This window comes from Streptomyces sp. NPDC050674 (assembly GCF_040654575.1).
Taxonomy (GTDB): domain Bacteria; phylum Actinomycetota; class Actinomycetes; order Streptomycetales; family Streptomycetaceae; genus Streptomyces.
This window is the reverse complement of record NZ_JBFAIG010000001.1, coordinates 69,726-87,793: the sequence shown is the minus strand read 5'-3', so window position 1 is coordinate 87,793 and position 18,068 is coordinate 69,726. Positions and strand designations below refer to the sequence as shown.

The window sequence follows — 18,068 nt, the reverse complement described above, 5'->3', positions numbered from 1 at the left end:
AGGCAGGCTAGACCATTGACAGGTTTCCTGTCTGTGCGCAGTCTGTGCACAGACAGGAAACCTGTTTGTTGAAGTCTTGGCGACGACGCTGGGAGCGGCGATGACCACCTTCGAGAGCACACCCGGGCAGTTGTTCATCGGGGGCCGATGGCGCGAGGCAGCCGATGGGGCACGCACCGAAGTGGTCGACCCGTCCCGGGGCACCGTCGTCACCACCGTGGCCGAGGCCGGCCCCGCCGACGTCGACGCGGCCGTACGCGCCGCCCGCGAGGCCTTCGACGACGGCGCCTGGTCCGGTCTCAGCGGCCGGGAGCGCGGCCGGGTGCTGCACCGGGTCGCCGGGCTGATCCGCGAGAACGCCGACGAGATCGCCGCCCTGGAGAGCCTCGACGTCGGCAAGCCGATCACCCTGTGCGGCGCGGTCGACGTGGCCAACGCGGCCAACGACTACGAGTACTACGCCGGCCTCGCCCAGAGCCAGGACGGCGCCCTGCGCGACGTCCCGATGAACGCCCTCGCCTACACCAAGCGCGAGCCCCTGGGCGTGGTCGCCGCGATCACACCGTTCAACTTCCCCCTCATCCTGGCCGGTTCGAAGCTCGCCCCGGCGCTTGCGGCCGGCAACACCGTCGTCCACAAGCCCGCCGACGAGACCCCGCTGAGCGCCCTGTACATGGCCCGGCTGCTCCAGGAGGCGGGGGTGCCGGACGGCGTGGTGAACGTCGTGACGGGCACCGGCCCGGTGGCGGGGGAGGCGCTGCTGCGGCACCGGGGCGTCGACAAGGTCGCCTTCACCGGCTCCACGGCGATCGGCCGGCATGTGGCGAGCGTCGCGGGCGAGGCCCTCAAGCCCGTCACCATGGAGCTCGGCGGGAACGCCGCCCACCTCGTCTTCGAGGACGCCGACATGGAGAAGGCGGTCGGCGCCGTCATCAAGGGCTTCGTCTTCAACACCGGCCAGTTCTGCATGGGCGGCCCGCGCCTGCTGGTGGCCCGCTCGGTGTATCCGACCCTGCTCGGCATCCTCGCCGAGGCCGTGCCGGGTGTGCCGGTCGGCGACCCGCGCGACCCGGCCACGGTCGTCGGCCCGATGGCGGCCGAGAAGCACCTGAAGAAGGTCGAGGAGTACGTCGCCCTGGCCCGCAAGGAGGGCGCCCGGATCGTCTGCGGCGGTGAGCGGCTCGACCTGGACGGCGGCTACTACTACAAGCCCACCGTCATCGCCGACCTGGCGAACGACTCCCGCGTGATCCAGGAGGAGATCTTCGGCCCGGTTCTCACCGTCCAGCCTTTCGACGACGAGGACCAGGCCGTCGCCCTCGCCAACTCCACGCCGTACGGACTGGCCTCGGGCGTCCAGACCACCGACCTCGCCCGCGCCCACCGGGTCGCCGACCGGCTCCAGGCGGGCATCGTCTGGGTCAACGACTGGGCGATGCTCGACCCCGCGGTGCCCTTCGGCGGGGTCAAGGACTCCGGCTACGGCCGCGAGTACGGGCCCGAAGCCCTCGCCGGTTACACCAAGGTCAAGTCCGTCGTCGTCTCGCTCGGCTGAGACACCGTCAAGGAGTCATCGCGATGCCCACCACCACCCGTGCCGCGGTCGTCGAGTCCGGCGGCGCGCCCTTCACCCTCTCCGACGTCGTCCTCGACGAGCCCGGCCCGCACGAGGCGCTGGTCCGCATGGTCGCCGGCGGTCTGTGCCACACCGACCTCGGGGTGGCGAGCGGCGGACTGCCCTTCCCCCTGCCGGGGGTCCTCGGTCACGAAGGGGCGGGCGTCGTGGAAGCCGTCGGCCCCGCCGTCACCGGCGTCGCACCCGGCGACCACGTCCTGCTCTCCTTCACCTCCTGCGGTGACTGCCGCAACTGCCGCGGCGGGCACCCCGCCTACTGCGCGACCTGGCTGCCGCTGAACCTGATCGGCGGCAGCCGGGCCGACGGGACGAGCACCATCAGCCGGGACGGCCAGGCCCTCGGCGGCCACTTCTTCGGCCAGTCCTCCTTCGCCGAGCGGGCCCTGGCGGACGAGCGCAGCCTCGTCAAGGTCGACCCGGACGTGCCGCTGGAGTCGATCGCCCCGCTGGGCTGCGGCGTGCAGACCGGTGTCGGGGCCGTGTGGAACGTCCTGAAACCGCAGACCGGCGGCACCGTCGTGGTCCTGGGCGCCGGAGCGGTCGGCCTGTCCGCCGTGATGGCGGCCGCCCTCACCCCCGCCACCAGGATCGTCGCCGTCGACCGGGTCGCCGAACGCCTGTCGCTGGCCACGGAACTGGGCGCCACCCACACCGTCGACACCAGCGGGACGGACCTCGCCCCCGCCCTCGCGGAGATCACCGGCGGGCAGGGCGCGGACGGGATCGTGGAGACCACCGGCAACGTCGGCGTCCTGCGCCAGGGCGTCGACGCGCTGGCCGCCCGCGGCACGCTGGTCGTCGTCGGCGCCCCGCCCTTCGGCACGGAGGTCGCCCTCGACGTCAACGGTCTCCTCGGTGGCAAGCGGATCGTCGGCCTCACCCTCGGCGACAGCGAGACCCAGACCATGATCCCGGCCCTGGTCCGCCTGGTGAAGGACGGCCGCCTCCCGCTGCACCGCCTGATCAGCACGTATCCCTTCGGGGACATCGACCGGGCGGTCCAGGACATGCGGTCGGGCAAGACGATCAAGCCGGTTCTGACGTTCTGACACCGCCACAGGCGGCTCCGCGGCCCTGCGGGCCTGGTTGCGGACCGTGCCGGGGCCGGCGCTTGACCGGCCCCTCGGGCCCATCCCCCGCACGCCCGCCTGGCCGTACGGCTCGGGACGGTAACTCGAGATCCGGGCGGCCGGCCGCCAGGTCCTCCGGCAACTCGTCCGTCTCGGGATGCGCCGTTCACGGCGACCCGACCGCCCCACCGGGCGAACCGAAGCCGACCCCAGCGCCCGCAGCCAAGCCCCGGCCTGCGTGCCCGCGCGGCTGGGCGTGCCCTGGGTTCGCGTGCCCGTGTGGCTCGGCGTGTCCTGGCCTGCGCGCCCGCGCTGTCCGGTGTGCCCCGACCCGCAGCACGCGCGGCTGGGTGGGCTTTGGCCAGTGTTCCCGCGCTGTTCGGTCTGCCCCGACCCGCGTGCCCGCGCAGTTGGGTGTGCCCTGGGGCCCGCGTGCCCGTGCGGCTCGGTGTGTCCTGGCCCGCGTGCTCGCGCGGCCCGGTCCTGCGCGTCCGGTTCGCCCGACTGGCCGCCCAAACCGCGCCGGACGCCCGGTCAGTCGTTCAGCAGCACCAGTTTGCCCGTCGTGCGGCCGGTGTCTCCCAGGGTGTGCGCCCCGGCCGCGTCGGACAGCGGGAACGTCCCGGCGATCGTGGCGCGCAGCTTCCCCTGCTCGATCAGGCCGGCGATCGCCTCCATGCCGCCGCGGTCCGCGTCCACCAGCATCCGCAGCGCCCGCACCCCGAGCCGCCCGGCCTCCTCGTAGAGCTCGTCCGAGCCGCCCGGGAGGATCGACACCAGCACACCGCCCGCGCGCAGCACCCGCAGCGAGCGCAGGGAGGTGTCGCCGCCGATCGTGTCCAGGACGACGTCGACGTCCTTCACGGCCTCGGTGACGTCCGTCTCGCGGTAGTCGATCGGCTCGTCGACGCCGAGCTCGCGCAGGAACCCGTGCTTACCCGCGCTCGCCGTGCCGATCACGTAGGCGCCTCGCGCCTTGGCGATCTGCACCGCCACATGTCCGACTCCACCCGCCGCGGCGTGGATCAGCACCCGCTGCCCGGGCCGGAGGTCCGCGTGCTCGGTCAGCGCCTGCCAGGCGGTGAGCGAGACCAGCGGGAGCGCGCCCGCCTGGGCGTGGTCGACGCCGGCCGGCTTCCGGGTCAGGGCCCGGACGGGGGCGATGACGTACTCGGCGTGCGAGCCGTGCCCGTAGGGGTACGGCAGCATGCCGAAGACCTCGTCACCGGGCGCGAAGGCCACGACACCGATGCCGACCGCCTCCACCACCCCGGAGACGTCCCAGCCGAGGACGAAGGGCGGCTCGCCCAGGAATCCGCCGGTGGCGCGGTGCTTCCAGTCGGTCGGGTTGACCCCGGCGGCCCGCACCCGGACCAGCACCTCGTTGGGCTTGGGTGCCGGGCGCTCGATCTCCACTTCCTTCAGGACCTCGGGGCCGCCGAGGACGTCCTGGCTGATGGCTCGCATCGTGTTCTGTGTGCTCATGGTCCACCAGCGTGCCGGTCCGTACGCCGGCCGCCAATGGCAAGATTGCCAACCTTCGATAGGATCGTGCCATGCGACGTGAACGTGTGGTGGTCCTGGCCCTGGACGGGGTGTACCCCTTCGAGCTGGGCATCCCCAGCCGGATCCTCGGCGCTGCCGACGACCGGTACGAGGTCCTGACCTGCTCGGTCGACGGCCGTGCGGTGCGCACCAACGCGGACTTCGGCATCACCGTGGAGCACGGCCCCGAGGCCCTCGCCACGGCCGACACGGTGGTGATCGCACCCGTCGCGCCCGCCCACCTCACCGACGAGGTGTCCGGCGACGTCCTGGCCGCGCTGGCGCTCATCCGCCCCGGCACCCGCATCGTCTCCATCTGCACCGGCGCCTTCGTCCTCGCCGCCGCCGGCCTGCTCGACGGGCGCCGGGCGACCACCCACTGGCAGGTCGCCGACCGGTTCCGGCGCATGTTCCCGCGCGTCGACCTCGACCCGGACGTGCTCTTCGTGGACGACCATCCCTTCCTCACCTCCGCCGGAGCCGCCTCCGGCGTGGACGTCTGCCTGCACCTCGTGCGCAAGGACCACGGCAGCCGGCTGGCCAACAGCGTCGCGCGCCGCTGCGTCGTCCCGCCCTTCCGGGACGGTGGCCAGGCCCAGTACATCGAGCAGCCCGTCCCCGAACAGGGCCCCGCGAGCACCGCCGCCACCCGCGCCTGGGTCCTGGAGCGCCTCGGTGAACCGCTCACTCTGGCCGATCTGTCCGGCCACGCCCGGATGAGCCAGCGCACCTTCGCCCGCCGCTTCCACGACGAGGTCGGTCTCAGCCCCGGCCGCTGGCTGATCCAGCAGCGCGTGTCCCGGGCCCGGCACCTGCTGGAGTCCAGCGACCTGACGGTGGATCAGATCGCCGGCCGGGTCGGTTTCGCGACGGCCGCCTCCCTGCGTCAGCACCTCAACGCGGCGATCGGCGTCTCCCCGCAGGCCTACCGCCGCACGTTCCAGACGGCCCGCTGACGCCAGGGCCACCCGCCCCACCTGCTGCTCATCCAATTCGGCTGCCAGCAAGGACATTTGTCGACGTGTTGCCTTCCGTCATGACGTGACGGAACCCTCACCTCCGGCCGGGGGGCGAGGTTGATCCTTTCGCGTCCAAACCCGATAAGGTTCCGATCGGCGCTGCGAGTTGACGCGATCGCGTTCGGCCGACTCGCGGTGCGTACTCATGAGTGCGGTCCACACACCCCCCCGTTCGATCGTGTTGCCTCGAAGGATGCAGATGGAACTCGCCACTCCGCCACCGGCGGCGCGGGCCCCTGTCGCCTGGTACAGCTGGTGGTTGTTGCCGCTGGGCTTGGGAGGCGGGACCGTTGCCGCCACGTTCATGAGCTCGGAGCGAATAACCACGGCCGTCGCCGGAGTCGCGGCGACGGCGGCCGGTGCCGTGTGCGTACGCCTGCTGCTGCGCACCCGGGCCCAACTGCACCGGGCGGAGACCTCCTTCCGTGCCACGCAGGCCGAGCACAACCAGCAGTGGCAGCAGCATGTGGCGGGCCTGGAACGCAAGTTCACCGCCGATCGCGCCGGCCTGGAATCCCGGCTCAACGAGCAGAACGCGACCTACGAACGCCGCCTGGCCGACCAGAGCGCCGCGTACGAGACGCAGCTCGCCGACCAGAGCGCCGCGTACGAGGCACAGCTCACCGAGCGGTCCCGGGCCTATGAGGAGCGGCTGACCGAACAGGTCACCTCCTACGAGGCCCGGCTCGCCGAGCAGGCCGAGGCCTGGCAGGAGCAGCTCTCCCACCAGCTCACGGCCGTCGCCCTGCTCGCCGACGAGCAGCTGCCCGACGCGATGGAGAAGCTGCGCGCCGGCGAGGCCATCGACGACCTGCTGCCCACGGTCAACCAGTGCGCCAAGGTCAGTGCGGAACTCCAGGCCGAACTGCGCAAACTGCTGCGCACCTCCCTGATCGGCCTGGAGGCGGAGTTCGACCGCTCCACCTCCGCCGAGCAGGCCGTGATCAGTATCGGCAACCGCATCCACGTCCTGACCAGCAAGCTCCGCGGCCGGCTGCACGAGATGCAGGGCGAGCACGGCCGGCTGCCCGCCGTCGCCCGTGGCCTGATGGAGCTCGACCAGGAGCTCGGCCCCGCCGACTCCCTCGCCGCGAGCATCGGTGTGCTCGGCGGCTCGGACCGGCCCGGCCGGCAGTGGCAGGAGCCGCAGCGGCTGCTGAGCGTGGTGCGCGGAGGCATCGGCCGGATCAAGGACTTCCACCGGATCCAGGTGCGCCATCTGCCCGAACTCGGCGTGGACGGCGGCCTGGTGGATCACCTCACGCTGATCCTTGCCCACCTCCTGGACAACGCGGCCCGCTACTCGCCGCCCACCGAGCCGGTCCTCATCTCCGGCAAGGAGGTGCCCAACGGCGTCGGCATCGAGATCCAGGACTCCGGCAAGGGCCTGAGCGAGGAGAAGAAGCGCGAGGCCGAGCACGCCCTCGCGGGCACCGCTCCCGGCGCGGGCCTCGGCGGCATCACCGAGGACGCCAGCATCGGCCTCCGGGTCGTCGGCGCCCTGGCCCGTCGCTACGGCATCCGCGTCACCTTCGCGGACTCGCCGTGGCTCGGCACCTCCGTGGTGGTCGTGGTCCCGCACAAGTACTTCAGCCCGCTGCCCACGGCCGTGACCGCACCGGCCCCACCCGCCCAGGAGGTCCGCGCCGCCGCGGCCGCCCCGGCCCGCGAGACGGTCACCACGTCCGCCCCGCCGGCCGCGCCGGCCGAGACCGGGGAGACCACGCCCGGCGGGCTGCCCCGGCGCCGCAGCAGGCGTAACGAGACGGAGGCGTCCAAGCCGGCCGAGCGGACCGACCGGACCGGCCGGGGAACCGTCGCCGCCGTCCCGCCGGACGCGTCCTTCTCGGGCCTCGCCGCCTTCGCCACCGCCGGACGCGACGCGGCGGAGGCCTCCCCGGCGGCCGACGACGGCGACACCCGCGCCGGCCGCGCGTACACCGAGCACCGCACCGAAGAGAGCGACCACTCCTCATGACGCAACAAGGAACAGACGTGAGCTGGGCGCTCCGCGATCTCGTCGAGAGCATCCAGGAGATCCGCTTCGCCCTCGTGGCCTCCAGCGACGGCAAGGCCATCACCTCCTACGGCGCCGAAGACCCCGACGACGTCGACCGCTTCGCCGCCGTGGTGGCCGGACTGCAGGCCCTGGCCCAGCCGGTCGCCGAGCAGTTCCCCAAGTACGCCGGGCAGCTGCGCCTTGCGATGATCGAGGTGGACGGCGGGCACCTCTTCGTCGTGCGCGCCGGTGTGGAGACGTACCTCGGTGTCCTCGCCAGGGAAGGCCTCGACCAGGGCCTGCTCGGGCATCAGATGAGGGACCTGGCCCGCAGGATGGGTGAGCTCCTCGGCACCACTCCGCGCCTGGAGGAGCACTCTGGATGAGTGCTCCCCGCAGGCCGTCGGACCCGTCCGGTCTCGAGCGCTACTACGTCCTCACCGGCGGGCGCAGCGGACCGGGCGGTTCGGCGTCGAGTCTCGACGTGGCGACTCTCGTCGTCTCCCGCGCCGCTCCGTTACCGGGCATGCAGCACGAGCACGAGGAGATCCTCCGCCGCTGCCGCGACCCGCTGTCGGTCGCCGAACTCGGCGCTCACCTCGGGCTCCCCTTCAACATTCTCGCGGTGCTGCTGTCCGACCTGCTGGACGCAGGTCGCGTCGAAGCCCGTAACCCCATTCCGGCCCACCAAGCCGGCCGCGGGCCCGACCTCGCGCTCCTTGAGGAGGTACTCAGTGGACTTGAAAGGCTTTGACCAACCCGGAGGCTCGGCCGGGGACACCCGCTCGGTGAAGGTGATGATCGCCGGCGGGTTCGGCACCGGGAAGACCACCATGGTCCGGTCGGTCAGCGACATCAAGCCGCTCACCACCGAGGAGACGCTCACCCAGGCCAGCGCCGACGTCGACCACCTCATCGGCGTCGCCGACAAGACGCAGACCACCGTCAGCCTGGACTTCGGCAAGATCGGCATCAACGAGAGCCTGGTGCTGTACCTGTTCGGCACGCCCGGGCAGGAACGGTTCTGGTTCCTGTGGAACGGGCTGTTCAAGGGGGCCCTCGGCGCGGTGGTCCTGGTGGACACGCGCCGCCTGGAGTCCAGCTTCCGGGCGATCGAGGAGATGGAGCGGCTGGACGTCCCCTTCGTCGTCGCCCTGAACGTCTTCCCCGACTCCCGCAACTATCCGGTCGAGGAGATCCGGGACGCCCTGGACATCCCCGAGCACACCCCGGTCGTGGCCTTCGACGCCCGCGACCGGGCCTCCAGCCGGGATGTCCTCGTCGCCCTGATCCACCATCTGAAGGAACGCTCGGCCGTGGCCATGGAGCCCCGATGAACGACTCGACCGAATCCGGCCTCCAGGCCGTGCGGGGCTGCCCCGTCGCCCACCACGGGGCCGATCTGACCCGGTTGTACGGACCGGACGCCGCGACCGACCCGGCGGGCATCTACGAGCGGCTGCGCAAGGAGCACGGCTCGATCGCGCCGGTCCTGCTCGAAGGGGACGTCCCCGCGTGGCTGGTCCTCGGCTACCGCGACAACCGGCGGGTGCTCGACAACCCCCGCCAGTTCAGCCGGGACGCGCGGATCTGGCGGGACTGGCGGGAGGGCCGGATCGAGGAGACCTCGCCGATCATGCCGATGGTCGGCTGGCGCCCCGACTGCGTGTCCCAGGACGGCGAACCGCACCGCAGGCTGCGCGGCGCCGTCACCGACGGGTTGCAGGCGGCAGCCGCCCGGGGCATCCGGCGGCACGTGGCGTACTTCGCGAACAAGCGGATCGACACGTTCGCCGACGCCGGGCGCGCCGATCTCGTGGCCGACTACGCCGAGCAGCTGCCGATGCTCGTGCTCACCAGGATGCTGGGCCTTCCCGCGGCGGACGGGCTGCGCCTGATCGAGTCGTGCGCCCAGGTCTTCAAGGGCGGTGAGGGCGCCCTGGAGCACAACGAGCGGATCATGGAGATCCTCGCGGAACTCGCCGAGCGCAAGCGGGCCGAGCCGGGCTCCGACTTCGCCACGGCCCTGCTGGAGCACCCGGCCGGCCTCGACCACGACGAGGTCGTCAGCCATCTGCGCCTGGTGCTGATCGCCGCGCACACCACCACCAGCAATCTGCTGGCCCGGGTCCTGCAACGGGTCCTCACCGACGCCGCCCGGCTGTCCGGCCTGGTCAGCGGGGAGCTGAACATCTCCTCGGTGGTGGAAGAGGTCATGTGGGACGCCCCGCCGCTGTCCGTGCTGCCGGGCCGGTTCGCGACCGCCGACCTGGAGCTGGGAGGCCATCACGTCCAGGAGGGAGAACTGCTCATCCTGGGCCTGGCCGCCGGCAACGTCGACCCGGAGGTACGGCCCGAAGCGGCCGTCGCCGTGCAGGGCAACCAGTCGCACCTGGCGTTCAGCGCAGGACCGCACGAGTGCCCGGGGCAGAACATCGGCCAGTCCATCATCGAGATCGGCGTGGACGTCCTGCTGCACCGGCTGCCGGACCTGCGCCTGGCCGTACCGCCGGACGAACTGAGCTCGACCGCCTCCACGTGGGAGTCCCGGCTGGACAGCCTGCCGGTCGAGTTCACCGTCTAGGCCACACCGCGAGTCCGTCGCCCGGCCGGCTTCCGGCCGGGCGGCTTTCGTGCGTGGGTGCGGGCGGCGGCTCATCCGCTCGGCAGGCCGTCACCGCATCGAGGCGTCAGCCGTCGAGCCAGTCGCCCGCGACGCCCGTGGGACGGTAGCCCGTGGCGTTCCAGAGGAAATGCGGGTGGGCACAGCCGAACATGTAGGCGAGCAGTGCGGTGTCCTCCCGCCCGGTCCGGTGATCGTGCAGGGTGTGGAACGTCTCGGATCCGACTACGCCGGCGTCCTGCTGGATCTGACGGGCGCGGTCCGGCGAGGGGGCGGCGCTGGATGCCTCCACGGCGGCGATGTAGGTGCGGCGCAGGATCTCCCAGGTGCTGTCCGTGTTGCCGTGCCAGGGGCCGTGCAGTGCCTCGAAGGCATGGAGCTCGGCGTCGAAGAGGGCCCATGCCCCGGGGTGTTGGGCCCGGCAGCGTGCGGACAGCTCGGCCGTGCGGGGGCTCAGTTCCGGTGCGGTGGGCCGCGGGGCGATGGTGAGGGTGGTGCCGTTCGTGAGGATGCCGGTGCACGGGTTGGGCTGGAGGTCGCACAGCGGGCACTCCTCGGCCGGGGGGAGGCCCTCGGTGATGCCGTCGAACCACAGGGCGTGGCGGCCCGTGAGCCCCATCCAGACGATGGTGGTGGTCATCAGCCAGGTGTTCCACATCGCGCTGTGGGCCTCGGGCGTGCAGCCGTATTTGACGAGGGCTATCGCGCAGGCGGCGTAGAGCGCCTTGGTGTGGGTGGGCATGTCGGCGAGCCAGAAGTTGCTGATCTCGCCGGTGAGGGCGTCGGCCCGCACATCGGCCATGTCGTCGATGACGCGGCACAGCAGCAGGGAGGCGAGGTTCTCCTCCTGCCACAGTTCGGTGTCGGGGGCGACGTGCCAGAACAGGCAGTCCAGCATCTGCAGGGCCGAGTAGGCGCTCTGGCTGAGCGGGTTGGTCTGGGGCAGCACGACGCTGCCCGCCTCGTGCTGCTGGAGCCAGTACTCGTCGACGGATCGCTTGTGGGCTGCGAAGAGTCCGGAGACCAGGGCCCGTGCGCTGTTGGTGCTGAACTCCTCGGCCAGGCGGCCTTCGACGTGCCGGGTGAGGAGCGCTGTGTCGATGGTGTCGACCACGCGTTTGTACTCGTGGAAGACGAGGATGTCGTCCTCGAAGCGGTGGCGATGGCCGAGGTCTCGTTCGAGGTCGTTCATCTGCCGGGTCCAGGACCAGCCACCGGTCAGGACGCTGTCGAGTTCCCGGCGGTACGGCCAGGTCTTGACGGTGAGGGGACGGCCGGCGCTCTGCCGCCAGCGGTAGTCGTCCAGCGTGCGCGCGGGGGGCGTGGGCAGCCGGCGGCACAGAGGGCAGGCACAGGCGGTCGTCTGCTCCTCCTCGCGCGGCGGCGGGGTGAGCGCCCGGCTCCTCCAGGCCCCTTCCAGCATCGCGCAGGCGAGTCTGCAGACCTCGATGTCGGTGCTGACCTGGGGGAAGGCTGCTTCGATCATGCGCAGACCGGCCTCCAGGTGCCGCAACCTGGCGTAGCCCTCCTCGTCGGGCGGGAGGAACGCGGGCCGCGCCAGATGGAGGGCTCCCTCCACATGCAGCGTGGTGCTGGAGGAGTGGGGGGAGCCCCATGCGTTCAGCCGCTGCTGAACGGCGTCCCGGGACCTTCGGTACTGCTCCGTGCTCCCGTTGATGTGGTCCACCAGGAGGCGGGCCAGGGCGTTCGCCGCCTCCGTGGGCTGAAGCTGGGCGCTCGGCTGCGCCGGCAGCGAGTTGTCGGCGGACGTCTTCGGAACGGCACCTGCGACTCGAGATTTCACACCGGTCTCCCAATGAACTGTGGTCCTGGCAACGGAATCGATCGACCGTGGTCGTTGACGGCCGTGTCCGGGAATCTTCTGTACTTTCCGCGACGGCCTCGCCGGACAGCCGGACTCACGCGACCGGCTTCGGCTTGCTACGAACGACCGCGGGGGGCACGACCGCCGCGTCGACACCACGAGGTGTCGTAGGGCAGGTCGAACCGGACGTCCTGAGACATGCGTTTCCTTTCGGGAGACGGAACGCGCAGTCCCCCCACTCCTGGGAGGGGACGGTCAGCAGGACCGCCCGCACACTCGAACTGGGCTTCCCGCCTCGAAAGTTGAAGCGAGAAGCGGTACGAGGCTGCCCAAGGCGCTAATGCGCCATTCGTGACCGGACCGTGATCTCGGTTACTGCCGAAAGGTCTTGAGCTGCGTACACTCCCACCCTCCCTCGGACAACCGGAATCCCCGGTCGGGCGGCGGGAGCGCGGGGGAGACGCCGTCACACCGGAACCAGAACCTCACCGCCCCCACACGCGGCGCGAACTCACGCGCGACGGACGGTGGTTGAAGACCGACTGAATCCGCCGGTCCGGGATATCCGCAAGGTACGGGTCCGCGGGGCACGACCGCTCCGCGACCGGAATCCTGCGGAGGAGACATGGCACTGGTGAAAGCGGGGGTCCTCGTGCTCGACTGCGCCGAGCCCGAGAAACTCGCCGTGTTCTACAAGGAACTGCTGGAAGGGGAGGAGTCGGACGCCACCGCCAACCGGGTGGAGATCAAGAGCGCCGACGGCTTCCGGATCGCACTGCGCCGGGACGTCAACGCGACCCCGCCCAGCTGGCCACGTCCCGAGAACTCCCTTCAGGCCCACCTGGAGTTCGTGGTCGACGACCTCGACGCGGTGGAACGCCGTGTCATCGGCCTCGGAGGCCGCCCCCTGGAGGCCAAGGAGCCCTCGGGTCCCCTGGAGGAGCGCGGCTACGCCGACCCGGCGGGCCACTCCTTCACCCTGCGGCGCACCGCGCCGACGGCGCCCAAACAGGGCTGAGCACCAGCACCCCACGGACGGCGGCGGACGGCAGGGCGCACAGGAAACGGCCCCGCCCGGCAGAAGCCGGGCGGGGCCGCGCCGTCGTCAGTCCCGGCCGCCCTTCTCGCCGACGGGCCACGTGCCCGTCGAACGCTCGATGGCCTTGGCGCCCGCCCGGTCCACGGCGCTGCGCACCACCGCGAAGATGGCGCCCTGGATCGCGGCGGCCAGCAGCACTTCGCCCCAGCCGCGGTCCTTGTCCAGCGCGTCCGGCGCGTCCTCCTCGTGCCGGATCGCCATCCACGCCTTGCGGAAGGCCAGCCCGCCCAGCCAGCCGCCCGACCAGCCGAGCACGAACCCGATGGGCTGGTACGCGAGGGACATCTTCTTCTTCTTGGCCACGAGAACTCCTTGATCGCTCGTAAAAGGGGGGATGAGGTGGTCAGGGGGTGTGTGCCGCCGGGATCCGCTCCTCGGCGCGGACCGGCCCGGGCGGTGTGCCGTCACCGAACGGCCTGCCGCCCAGCTCCTCACGCCGGTGCGGGGTCAGCCAGCCGGACAGGTCCGGGCCCAGCGGCACGATGCCGGTCGGGTTGATGCCCGTGTGCACCTGGTAGTAGTGGCGCTTGATGTGGTCGAAGTCGACGGTGTCGCCGAACCCGGGCGTCTGGTACAGGTCGCGGACGTAACCCCACAGCACCTGATTTTCCGTCAGCTTCCAGCGGTTGCACTTGAAGTGGCCGTGGTAGACCGCGTCGAAGCGGACCAGCGTGGTGAACAGCCGGATGTCCGCCTCGGTGATCGTGTCGCCGACGAGGTACCGCTGCCGCTCCAGCCGGGCCGCGAGTGACTCCAGCCGTCCGAACACGCCCGCGCAGGCTGCCTCGTACTCCTCCTGCCCGGTGGCGAAACCCGCTCGGTAGACGCCGTTGTTGACGTCCTCGTAGACGTCCGCCATCACCTCGTCGATCTCGTCGCGCAGCTTGTCCGGGTACAGGTCCGGGGCGCCGTCCCGGTGCAGGGCCGTCCACTCCGTCGCGAGGTCGAGGGTGAGCTGCTGGTAGTCGTTGGTCACCAGCCGCCCGCTGGGCACGTCCACGATCGCCGGCACACTGACCCCGCCGGGGTAGTCGCTCTCGCGGCGGTCGTAGGCCTCGCTGAGATAGCGGATGCCGAGGACCGGGTCACGACCGTCCTCGTCCAGGGTGAAGCGCCAGCTGCGGTCGTCCTGGATCGGGTCGGCGACGGCCAGGGACAGGGAGTCCTCCAGCCCGAGCAGCCGACGGGAGACCAGCGACCGGCTCGCCCAGGGGCAGGCGCGGCTGACGACCAGGCGGTAGCGGCCGGCCTCCACCGGCCAGCCGTCCCGGCCGTCCGCGGTGATGCGGTCCGCGAAATGCGCCTTGGACCGTTTGAACGCCTTCCTGCCGTAACCGGTGTTGCCGTCGTCGCCGTCGTCGCGGCTCATGGGGGTGACCTCCTTGCCGTACGTGGACCCTGGTGAACGCGTTCCCCGTTTTCCGCCGACGGCACGGTGTGAGCACCGCCGACCGGGGCAATCGGCGGAGGTGACTGATGAGGGAAGTGATCGCAGGACACGCGTCACCGTGCTGGTGGCGCTCGCGGCCAATCTGGTGATCGCGGTGGCCAAGGCCATCGGAGGACTGGCAGCGGGGTCGCCGGCCCTGTTGTCCGAGGCAGCCCATTCGGTGGCCGACAGTCTCAACGAGGTGTTCCTGCTCGCGGCGCTGCGCCGCAGCCGGCGCCCCGCCGACCGCCGTCATCCCTTCGGGTACGGCAAGGAGCGGTTCTTCTGGTCGCTCCTCGCCGCCGTGGGGATCTTCGTGATGGGAGGCTGCTTCTCCTTCTTCCAGGGCTTCGAGGCCCTCGCGAGCGGGGCGGAGGAGGAACTCGGCGGCTATGTGGCCGGCCTGATCGTGCTCGGGATCGCCCTCCTCGCGGAGGGCGGTTCACTGGTGCGGGCGCTGTACCAGGTGCGCCGGCAGGGCGGTGCGGGCGCCGGGATGCGCGACCCGGCCCTGCGCACGGTCGTCGCCGAGGACGGCACGGCGGTGCTGGGCGTCACGCTGGCCATCGTGGGCATGGCGCTGCACATGGTCACCGGCCAGGTGGTGTGGGAGGCGTCGGCCTCGCTCGCGATCGGCGCGCTGCTGGTCTACGTGGCCTTCCGGCTGGGCCGTGACGCCCGCGACCAGTTGATCGGCGAGGCGGCCGACCCGGAGTCGAGTGCGCGGATCGAGTCGCTGCTGCGGGCCCAGCCGGAGATCGACAGCGTGGAGGCGCTGTTCACGATGAAGACCGGCCTCGACACGGCCCTGGTGGCCGCCCGCGTCGACCTGATGCCCGGCCTGGACAGCGAGCGCGTGGAGGAGGTCGCCGTCCGCATCAAGCGTTCCATCGCCCATACGGTGCCCGAGGCGGACGAGATATTCCTGGACGTGACCGACCGGCCCGCGCGCGAGGCAGCGGAAAGCCCCGCCGCGACGGGGGAACGCGGCGGGGCCTGAACCTCGCGTGCCCCGTCGAGGCAGGTTCACACCCACGGGGGAGGAAGTTCTGCGCCGGCTGCCCCGACCGGGCGGCCGGACCCGTCTCAGCCGGCCGTGGCCGGCTCCAGGACGAACACCGGGATCTCCCGGTCCGTCTTCTTCTGGTAGTCGGCGTACGGGGGATAGGCCGCGACGGCCCGCTCCCACCACAGCGCCTTCTCCTCGCCCGTGACCTCACGGGCGGTCATGTCCTGCTTCACGGGCCCGTCCTGGAGCTCCACGTGCGGGTGGGCCAGCAGGTTGAAGTACCAGACGGGGTGCTTGGGCGACCCGCCGAGGGAGGCCACCACGGCGTAACGTCCCTCGTGCTCCACGCGCATCACCGGCGTCTTGCGCAGTTTCCCGCTCCTGGCACCGCGTGAGGTCAGGACGACGACCGGCATGTTCGAGCCCTGAAGCGTCGTCCCCTCCGTGCCGCCGGAGCTCTCGTACAGCTCCACCTGCTTGCGCACCCACTGTGTCGGGCTGGGTTCGTACTCGCCCTCGAGAGGCATGACATCCGTCCCATCGTCGCGTCCGCGGCTCCTTGCCACCTGTCGTCAACACCCGTACACGCGGGAATCATCCGCCCCCGCCGGATCCGGCCGGAACCGGACCTCACCCCGGGGCGAGCGCCATCCGCACGGCCAGAGCCGTCATCACGGCGCTCGCCACCAGTGCCGTCGCCAGTCGCCCCCGACGGCCGGTCAGCGCGCGGCCCAGCAGGGCTCCGCCCCCGGCCAGCAGCACCTGCCAGCTCGCGGAGGCGGCGAAGGCCGCCAGGACGAAGACGCCCTGTTCCAGCAGACCGGCGGGACCGGTGGCCCGGGAACCGAGCACGAGGGCCGCGAAGTAGATGACGGTGGTGGGGTTCAGCAGGGTGATGCCCAGCAGGCCCAGATAGGCCCGGGCGGGGCCCGGGGGAGCGGGGGCGGTACGGGCCGCGAGCCGCCGGCCGCGGTACTCGCGCAACGCGGTGACCGCGCCCCGTGCCGCGAGCGCGAGCAGCACCAGCACGCAGACCCACCGCAGCGGCCCGAGCACCGGCCGCAGCGCGGAGGCCAGGGCCGTGCCGCCGAGGGTGGCGGCGAGGGCGTAGAGCCCGTCGGCGGTGGCGACGCCGAGCGCGGCGCAGACGCCGGTGCGCAGGGAGGTGCGGGCGGTGAGGGAGACGAGGTAGGTCCCGACGGCGCCCACGGGCACGGCGATGCCGTACCCGGCGAGCAGCCCGGCGACGAGCGCGGCCGTCATGACCGCGGCGGCGTCGGTCCTCCCCGGCGGCCGGTGCGCTGCTGTCGGGCCGCGGCGGGAGCGGCGACGGACGGCGGCAGGAGAGCGGTGAACGTAGACATGGCCGGATCCTGCGGCCTGACCCGCCGCGCGGACAACCGGTTTTCGCACCGCGCCGGCGTCTGTGGGCCCGGAGACGGGGGGCATCGGGGCCGTACCACCTGTGACGGTCCCCCGGTTCGAACACGAGGACGGCATTCCCCGGCCATGTCCACCCCGCGGCCGATCTGGCCGAACTTCGTGTCGCCCCCTTAGATGCCTGGGGCATCTAATGAAGATCGGCACGACGTACTACTCGTCTGCGAGGTCTTCATGACGGACACGACCGCACCCGTCGCCTTCCCCCAGAGCCGGACCTGCCCCTACCACCCGCCCGCCGCCTACGACGCCCTGCGCGCCGAGCGCCCCCTGAGCCGGATCACCCTCTTCGACGGACGCGAGGCCTGGCTCGTCAGCGGACACGCCACCGCCCGCGCGCTGCTGGCCGACCCGCGCCTGTCGTCCAACCGCGACCGGCCCGGCTTCCCCGCCCCCACCGAGCGCTTCGCCGGGATCCGCAACCGCAGGACGGCCCTCCTCGGCGTCGACGACCCCGAGCACCGCGCCCAGCGGCGGATGGTCGTCGGGGACTTCACCCTCAAGCGGGCCGTCGAACTCCGGCCACGCATCCAGCAGATCGTGGACGAACGACTCGACGCGATGATCGCCGAGGGCCCCGTCGCGGACCTGGTGAGCGCCTTCGCGCTGCCCGTGCCGTCCATGGTGATCTGCGCCCTGCTGGGCGTCCCGTACGCCGACCACGACTTCTTCGAGACCCAGTCGCGACGGCTGCTGCGCGGCCCGGAGACCGCCGATGTGCTGGACGCCCGCGACCTGCTGGAGACCTACTTCGGCGAGCTGATCGACCGCAAGCGGCGCGAACCCGGCACCGGCCTGCTGGACGACCTGGTCCACCGCCGGCCGAGCGAGGGCGTCCTCGACCGCGAGGGCCTGATCGCCATGGCCCTCATCCTGCTGGTCGCGGGACACGAGACGACCGCCAACATGATTTCCCTCGGCACCTTCACCCTGCTCCAGCACCCCGAACGGCTCGCCGAACTCCGCGCGGACCGGCGGCTGCTGCCGGCCGCGGTCGAGGAGCTGATGCGGATGCTGTCGATCGCGGACGGCATGCTGCGCCTGGCCGTCGAGGACATCGAGGTGGCCGGGACGACCATCCGCAAGGGCGAGGGCGTGGTCTTCGCGACCTCCCTCATCAACCGCGACGAGACGGTCTATCCGGAGCCGGACACACTCGACTGGAGCCGCCCGGCCCGTCACCACGTGGCGTTCGGTTTCGGCATCCACCAGTGCCTCGGGCAGAACCTCGCCCGCGCCGAGCTGGAGATCGCCCTGCACAGCCTCTTCGACCGGCTGCCCACCCTGCGCCTGGCCGTACCGGCCGAGGAGATCCCCTTCAAGCCGGGCGACACGATCCAGGGGATGCTGGAACTCCCCGTGACCTGGTAAGGG

The 18,068-nt window shown here is 71.7% G+C and carries 17 protein-coding genes; 11 read left to right on the top strand and 6 right to left on the bottom strand.

All coding sequences use genetic code 11. The annotated features are described in order from the left end of the window. Window positions 1-100: 100 nt before the first annotated feature. Together AB0I06_RS00375 and AB0I06_RS00370 are read left to right on the top strand one after the other, a co-directional pair. Window positions 101-1,555 carry an aldehyde dehydrogenase family protein gene (locus AB0I06_RS00375; protein ID WP_363116476.1) on the top strand — a complete coding sequence of 485 codons (1,455 nt, stop codon included), beginning with the start codon at window positions 101-103 and terminating at the stop codon, window positions 1,553-1,555. A gap of 23 nt (window positions 1,556-1,578) precedes the next feature. Further along, a complete protein-coding gene (locus tag AB0I06_RS00370; protein WP_363116475.1) occupies window positions 1,579-2,685 on the top strand; it encodes an NAD(P)-dependent alcohol dehydrogenase in 1,107 nt (368 codons plus the stop codon). A 555-nt stretch (window positions 2,686-3,240) separates the two neighbouring features. Here AB0I06_RS00370 and AB0I06_RS00365 read toward each other — a convergent pair. After that, entirely contained in the window at window positions 3,241-4,191 is a 951-nt protein-coding gene (locus AB0I06_RS00365; RefSeq protein WP_363116474.1) for an NADP-dependent oxidoreductase, read from the bottom strand. 71 nt (window positions 4,192-4,262) lie between these two features. Here AB0I06_RS00365 and AB0I06_RS00360 point away from each other — a divergent pair, with 71 nt between their 5' ends. The 6 genes from AB0I06_RS00360 (at window position 4,263) to AB0I06_RS00335 (ending at window position 9,853) form a co-directional block, all read left to right on the top strand. After that, window positions 4,263-5,207, top strand: a complete 945-nt coding sequence (locus AB0I06_RS00360) for a helix-turn-helix domain-containing protein (protein WP_363116473.1) — start codon at window positions 4,263-4,265, stop codon at window positions 5,205-5,207. A gap of 262 nt (window positions 5,208-5,469) precedes the next feature. Next, window positions 5,470-7,248 carry an ATP-binding protein gene (locus AB0I06_RS00355; RefSeq protein ID WP_363116472.1) on the top strand — a complete coding sequence of 593 codons (1,779 nt, stop codon included), beginning with the start codon at window positions 5,470-5,472 and terminating at the stop codon, window positions 7,246-7,248. Beyond that, window positions 7,245-7,655, top strand: coding sequence for a roadblock/LC7 domain-containing protein (locus AB0I06_RS00350; RefSeq protein ID WP_003994857.1), 411 nt, complete (start codon window positions 7,245-7,247; stop codon window positions 7,653-7,655). Before AB0I06_RS00355 ends, AB0I06_RS00350 begins: the two co-directional genes overlap by 4 nt. Beyond that, window positions 7,652-8,023, top strand: coding sequence for a DUF742 domain-containing protein (locus tag AB0I06_RS00345; RefSeq protein ID WP_031133588.1), 372 nt, complete (start codon window positions 7,652-7,654; stop codon window positions 8,021-8,023). The genes AB0I06_RS00350 and AB0I06_RS00345 overlap by 4 nt, the downstream gene beginning before the upstream one ends. Beyond that, window positions 8,004-8,606, top strand: a complete 603-nt coding sequence (locus AB0I06_RS00340) for an ATP/GTP-binding protein (RefSeq protein ID WP_363116471.1) — start codon at window positions 8,004-8,006, stop codon at window positions 8,604-8,606. The genes AB0I06_RS00345 and AB0I06_RS00340 overlap by 20 nt, the downstream gene beginning before the upstream one ends. Beyond that, on the top strand, window positions 8,603-9,853 hold the full coding sequence (locus AB0I06_RS00335) for a cytochrome P450 (protein ID WP_363116470.1): 1,251 nt from the start codon (window positions 8,603-8,605) through the stop codon (window positions 9,851-9,853). The genes AB0I06_RS00340 and AB0I06_RS00335 overlap by 4 nt, the downstream gene beginning before the upstream one ends. Window positions 9,854-9,959: 106 nt before the next feature. Here the strand turns inward: AB0I06_RS00335 and AB0I06_RS00330 are convergent, their stop codons facing one another. Beyond that, window positions 9,960-11,696, bottom strand: coding sequence for a hypothetical protein (locus tag AB0I06_RS00330; protein WP_363116469.1), 1,737 nt, complete (start codon window positions 11,694-11,696; stop codon window positions 9,960-9,962). Between the two features lie 646 nt (window positions 11,697-12,342). On the opposite strand from AB0I06_RS00330, the gene AB0I06_RS00325 reads away from it, so the two are divergent. Beyond that, the gene (locus AB0I06_RS00325; RefSeq protein ID WP_363116468.1) at window positions 12,343-12,735 is read left to right on the top strand and encodes a VOC family protein; all 393 of its coding nucleotides are present in this window, start codon (window positions 12,343-12,345) and stop codon (window positions 12,733-12,735) included. 87 nt (window positions 12,736-12,822) lie between these two features. On the opposite strand, the gene AB0I06_RS00320 is transcribed toward AB0I06_RS00325, so the two are convergent. Together AB0I06_RS00320 and AB0I06_RS00315 are read right to left on the bottom strand one after the other, a co-directional pair. Then, a complete protein-coding gene (locus AB0I06_RS00320; RefSeq protein WP_363116467.1) occupies window positions 12,823-13,119 on the bottom strand; it encodes a DUF4235 domain-containing protein in 297 nt (98 codons plus the stop codon). A gap of 40 nt (window positions 13,120-13,159) precedes the next feature. After that, window positions 13,160-14,185: a glutathione S-transferase C-terminal domain-containing protein gene (locus AB0I06_RS00315; protein WP_363116466.1), complete on the bottom strand. Its 1,026-nt coding sequence runs from the start codon at window positions 14,183-14,185 to the stop codon at window positions 13,160-13,162. A 13-nt stretch (window positions 14,186-14,198) separates the two neighbouring features. Between AB0I06_RS00315 and AB0I06_RS00310 the strand changes: the two genes are divergently transcribed. Continuing rightward, a complete protein-coding gene (locus AB0I06_RS00310; protein ID WP_363116465.1) occupies window positions 14,199-15,245 on the top strand; it encodes a cation diffusion facilitator family transporter in 1,047 nt (348 codons plus the stop codon). Window positions 15,246-15,331: 86 nt separating this feature from the next. Here AB0I06_RS00310 and AB0I06_RS00305 read toward each other — a convergent pair whose 3' ends face one another. Together AB0I06_RS00305 and AB0I06_RS00300 are read right to left on the bottom strand one after the other, a co-directional pair. Next, window positions 15,332-15,781 (bottom strand): nitroreductase family deazaflavin-dependent oxidoreductase, encoded by a 450-nt coding sequence (locus tag AB0I06_RS00305; RefSeq protein WP_363116464.1) that lies wholly within the window; start codon window positions 15,779-15,781, stop codon window positions 15,332-15,334. 103 nt (window positions 15,782-15,884) lie between these two features. Further along, window positions 15,885-16,517, bottom strand: coding sequence for a LysE family transporter (locus tag AB0I06_RS00300; protein WP_363116463.1), 633 nt, complete (start codon window positions 16,515-16,517; stop codon window positions 15,885-15,887). A gap of 351 nt (window positions 16,518-16,868) precedes the next feature. Between AB0I06_RS00300 and AB0I06_RS00295 the strand changes: the two genes are divergently transcribed. Then, window positions 16,869-18,065 carry a cytochrome P450 gene (locus AB0I06_RS00295; RefSeq protein ID WP_363116462.1) on the top strand — a complete coding sequence of 399 codons (1,197 nt, stop codon included), beginning with the start codon at window positions 16,869-16,871 and terminating at the stop codon, window positions 18,063-18,065. The last annotated feature ends 3 nt before the right edge of the window (window positions 18,066-18,068 follow it).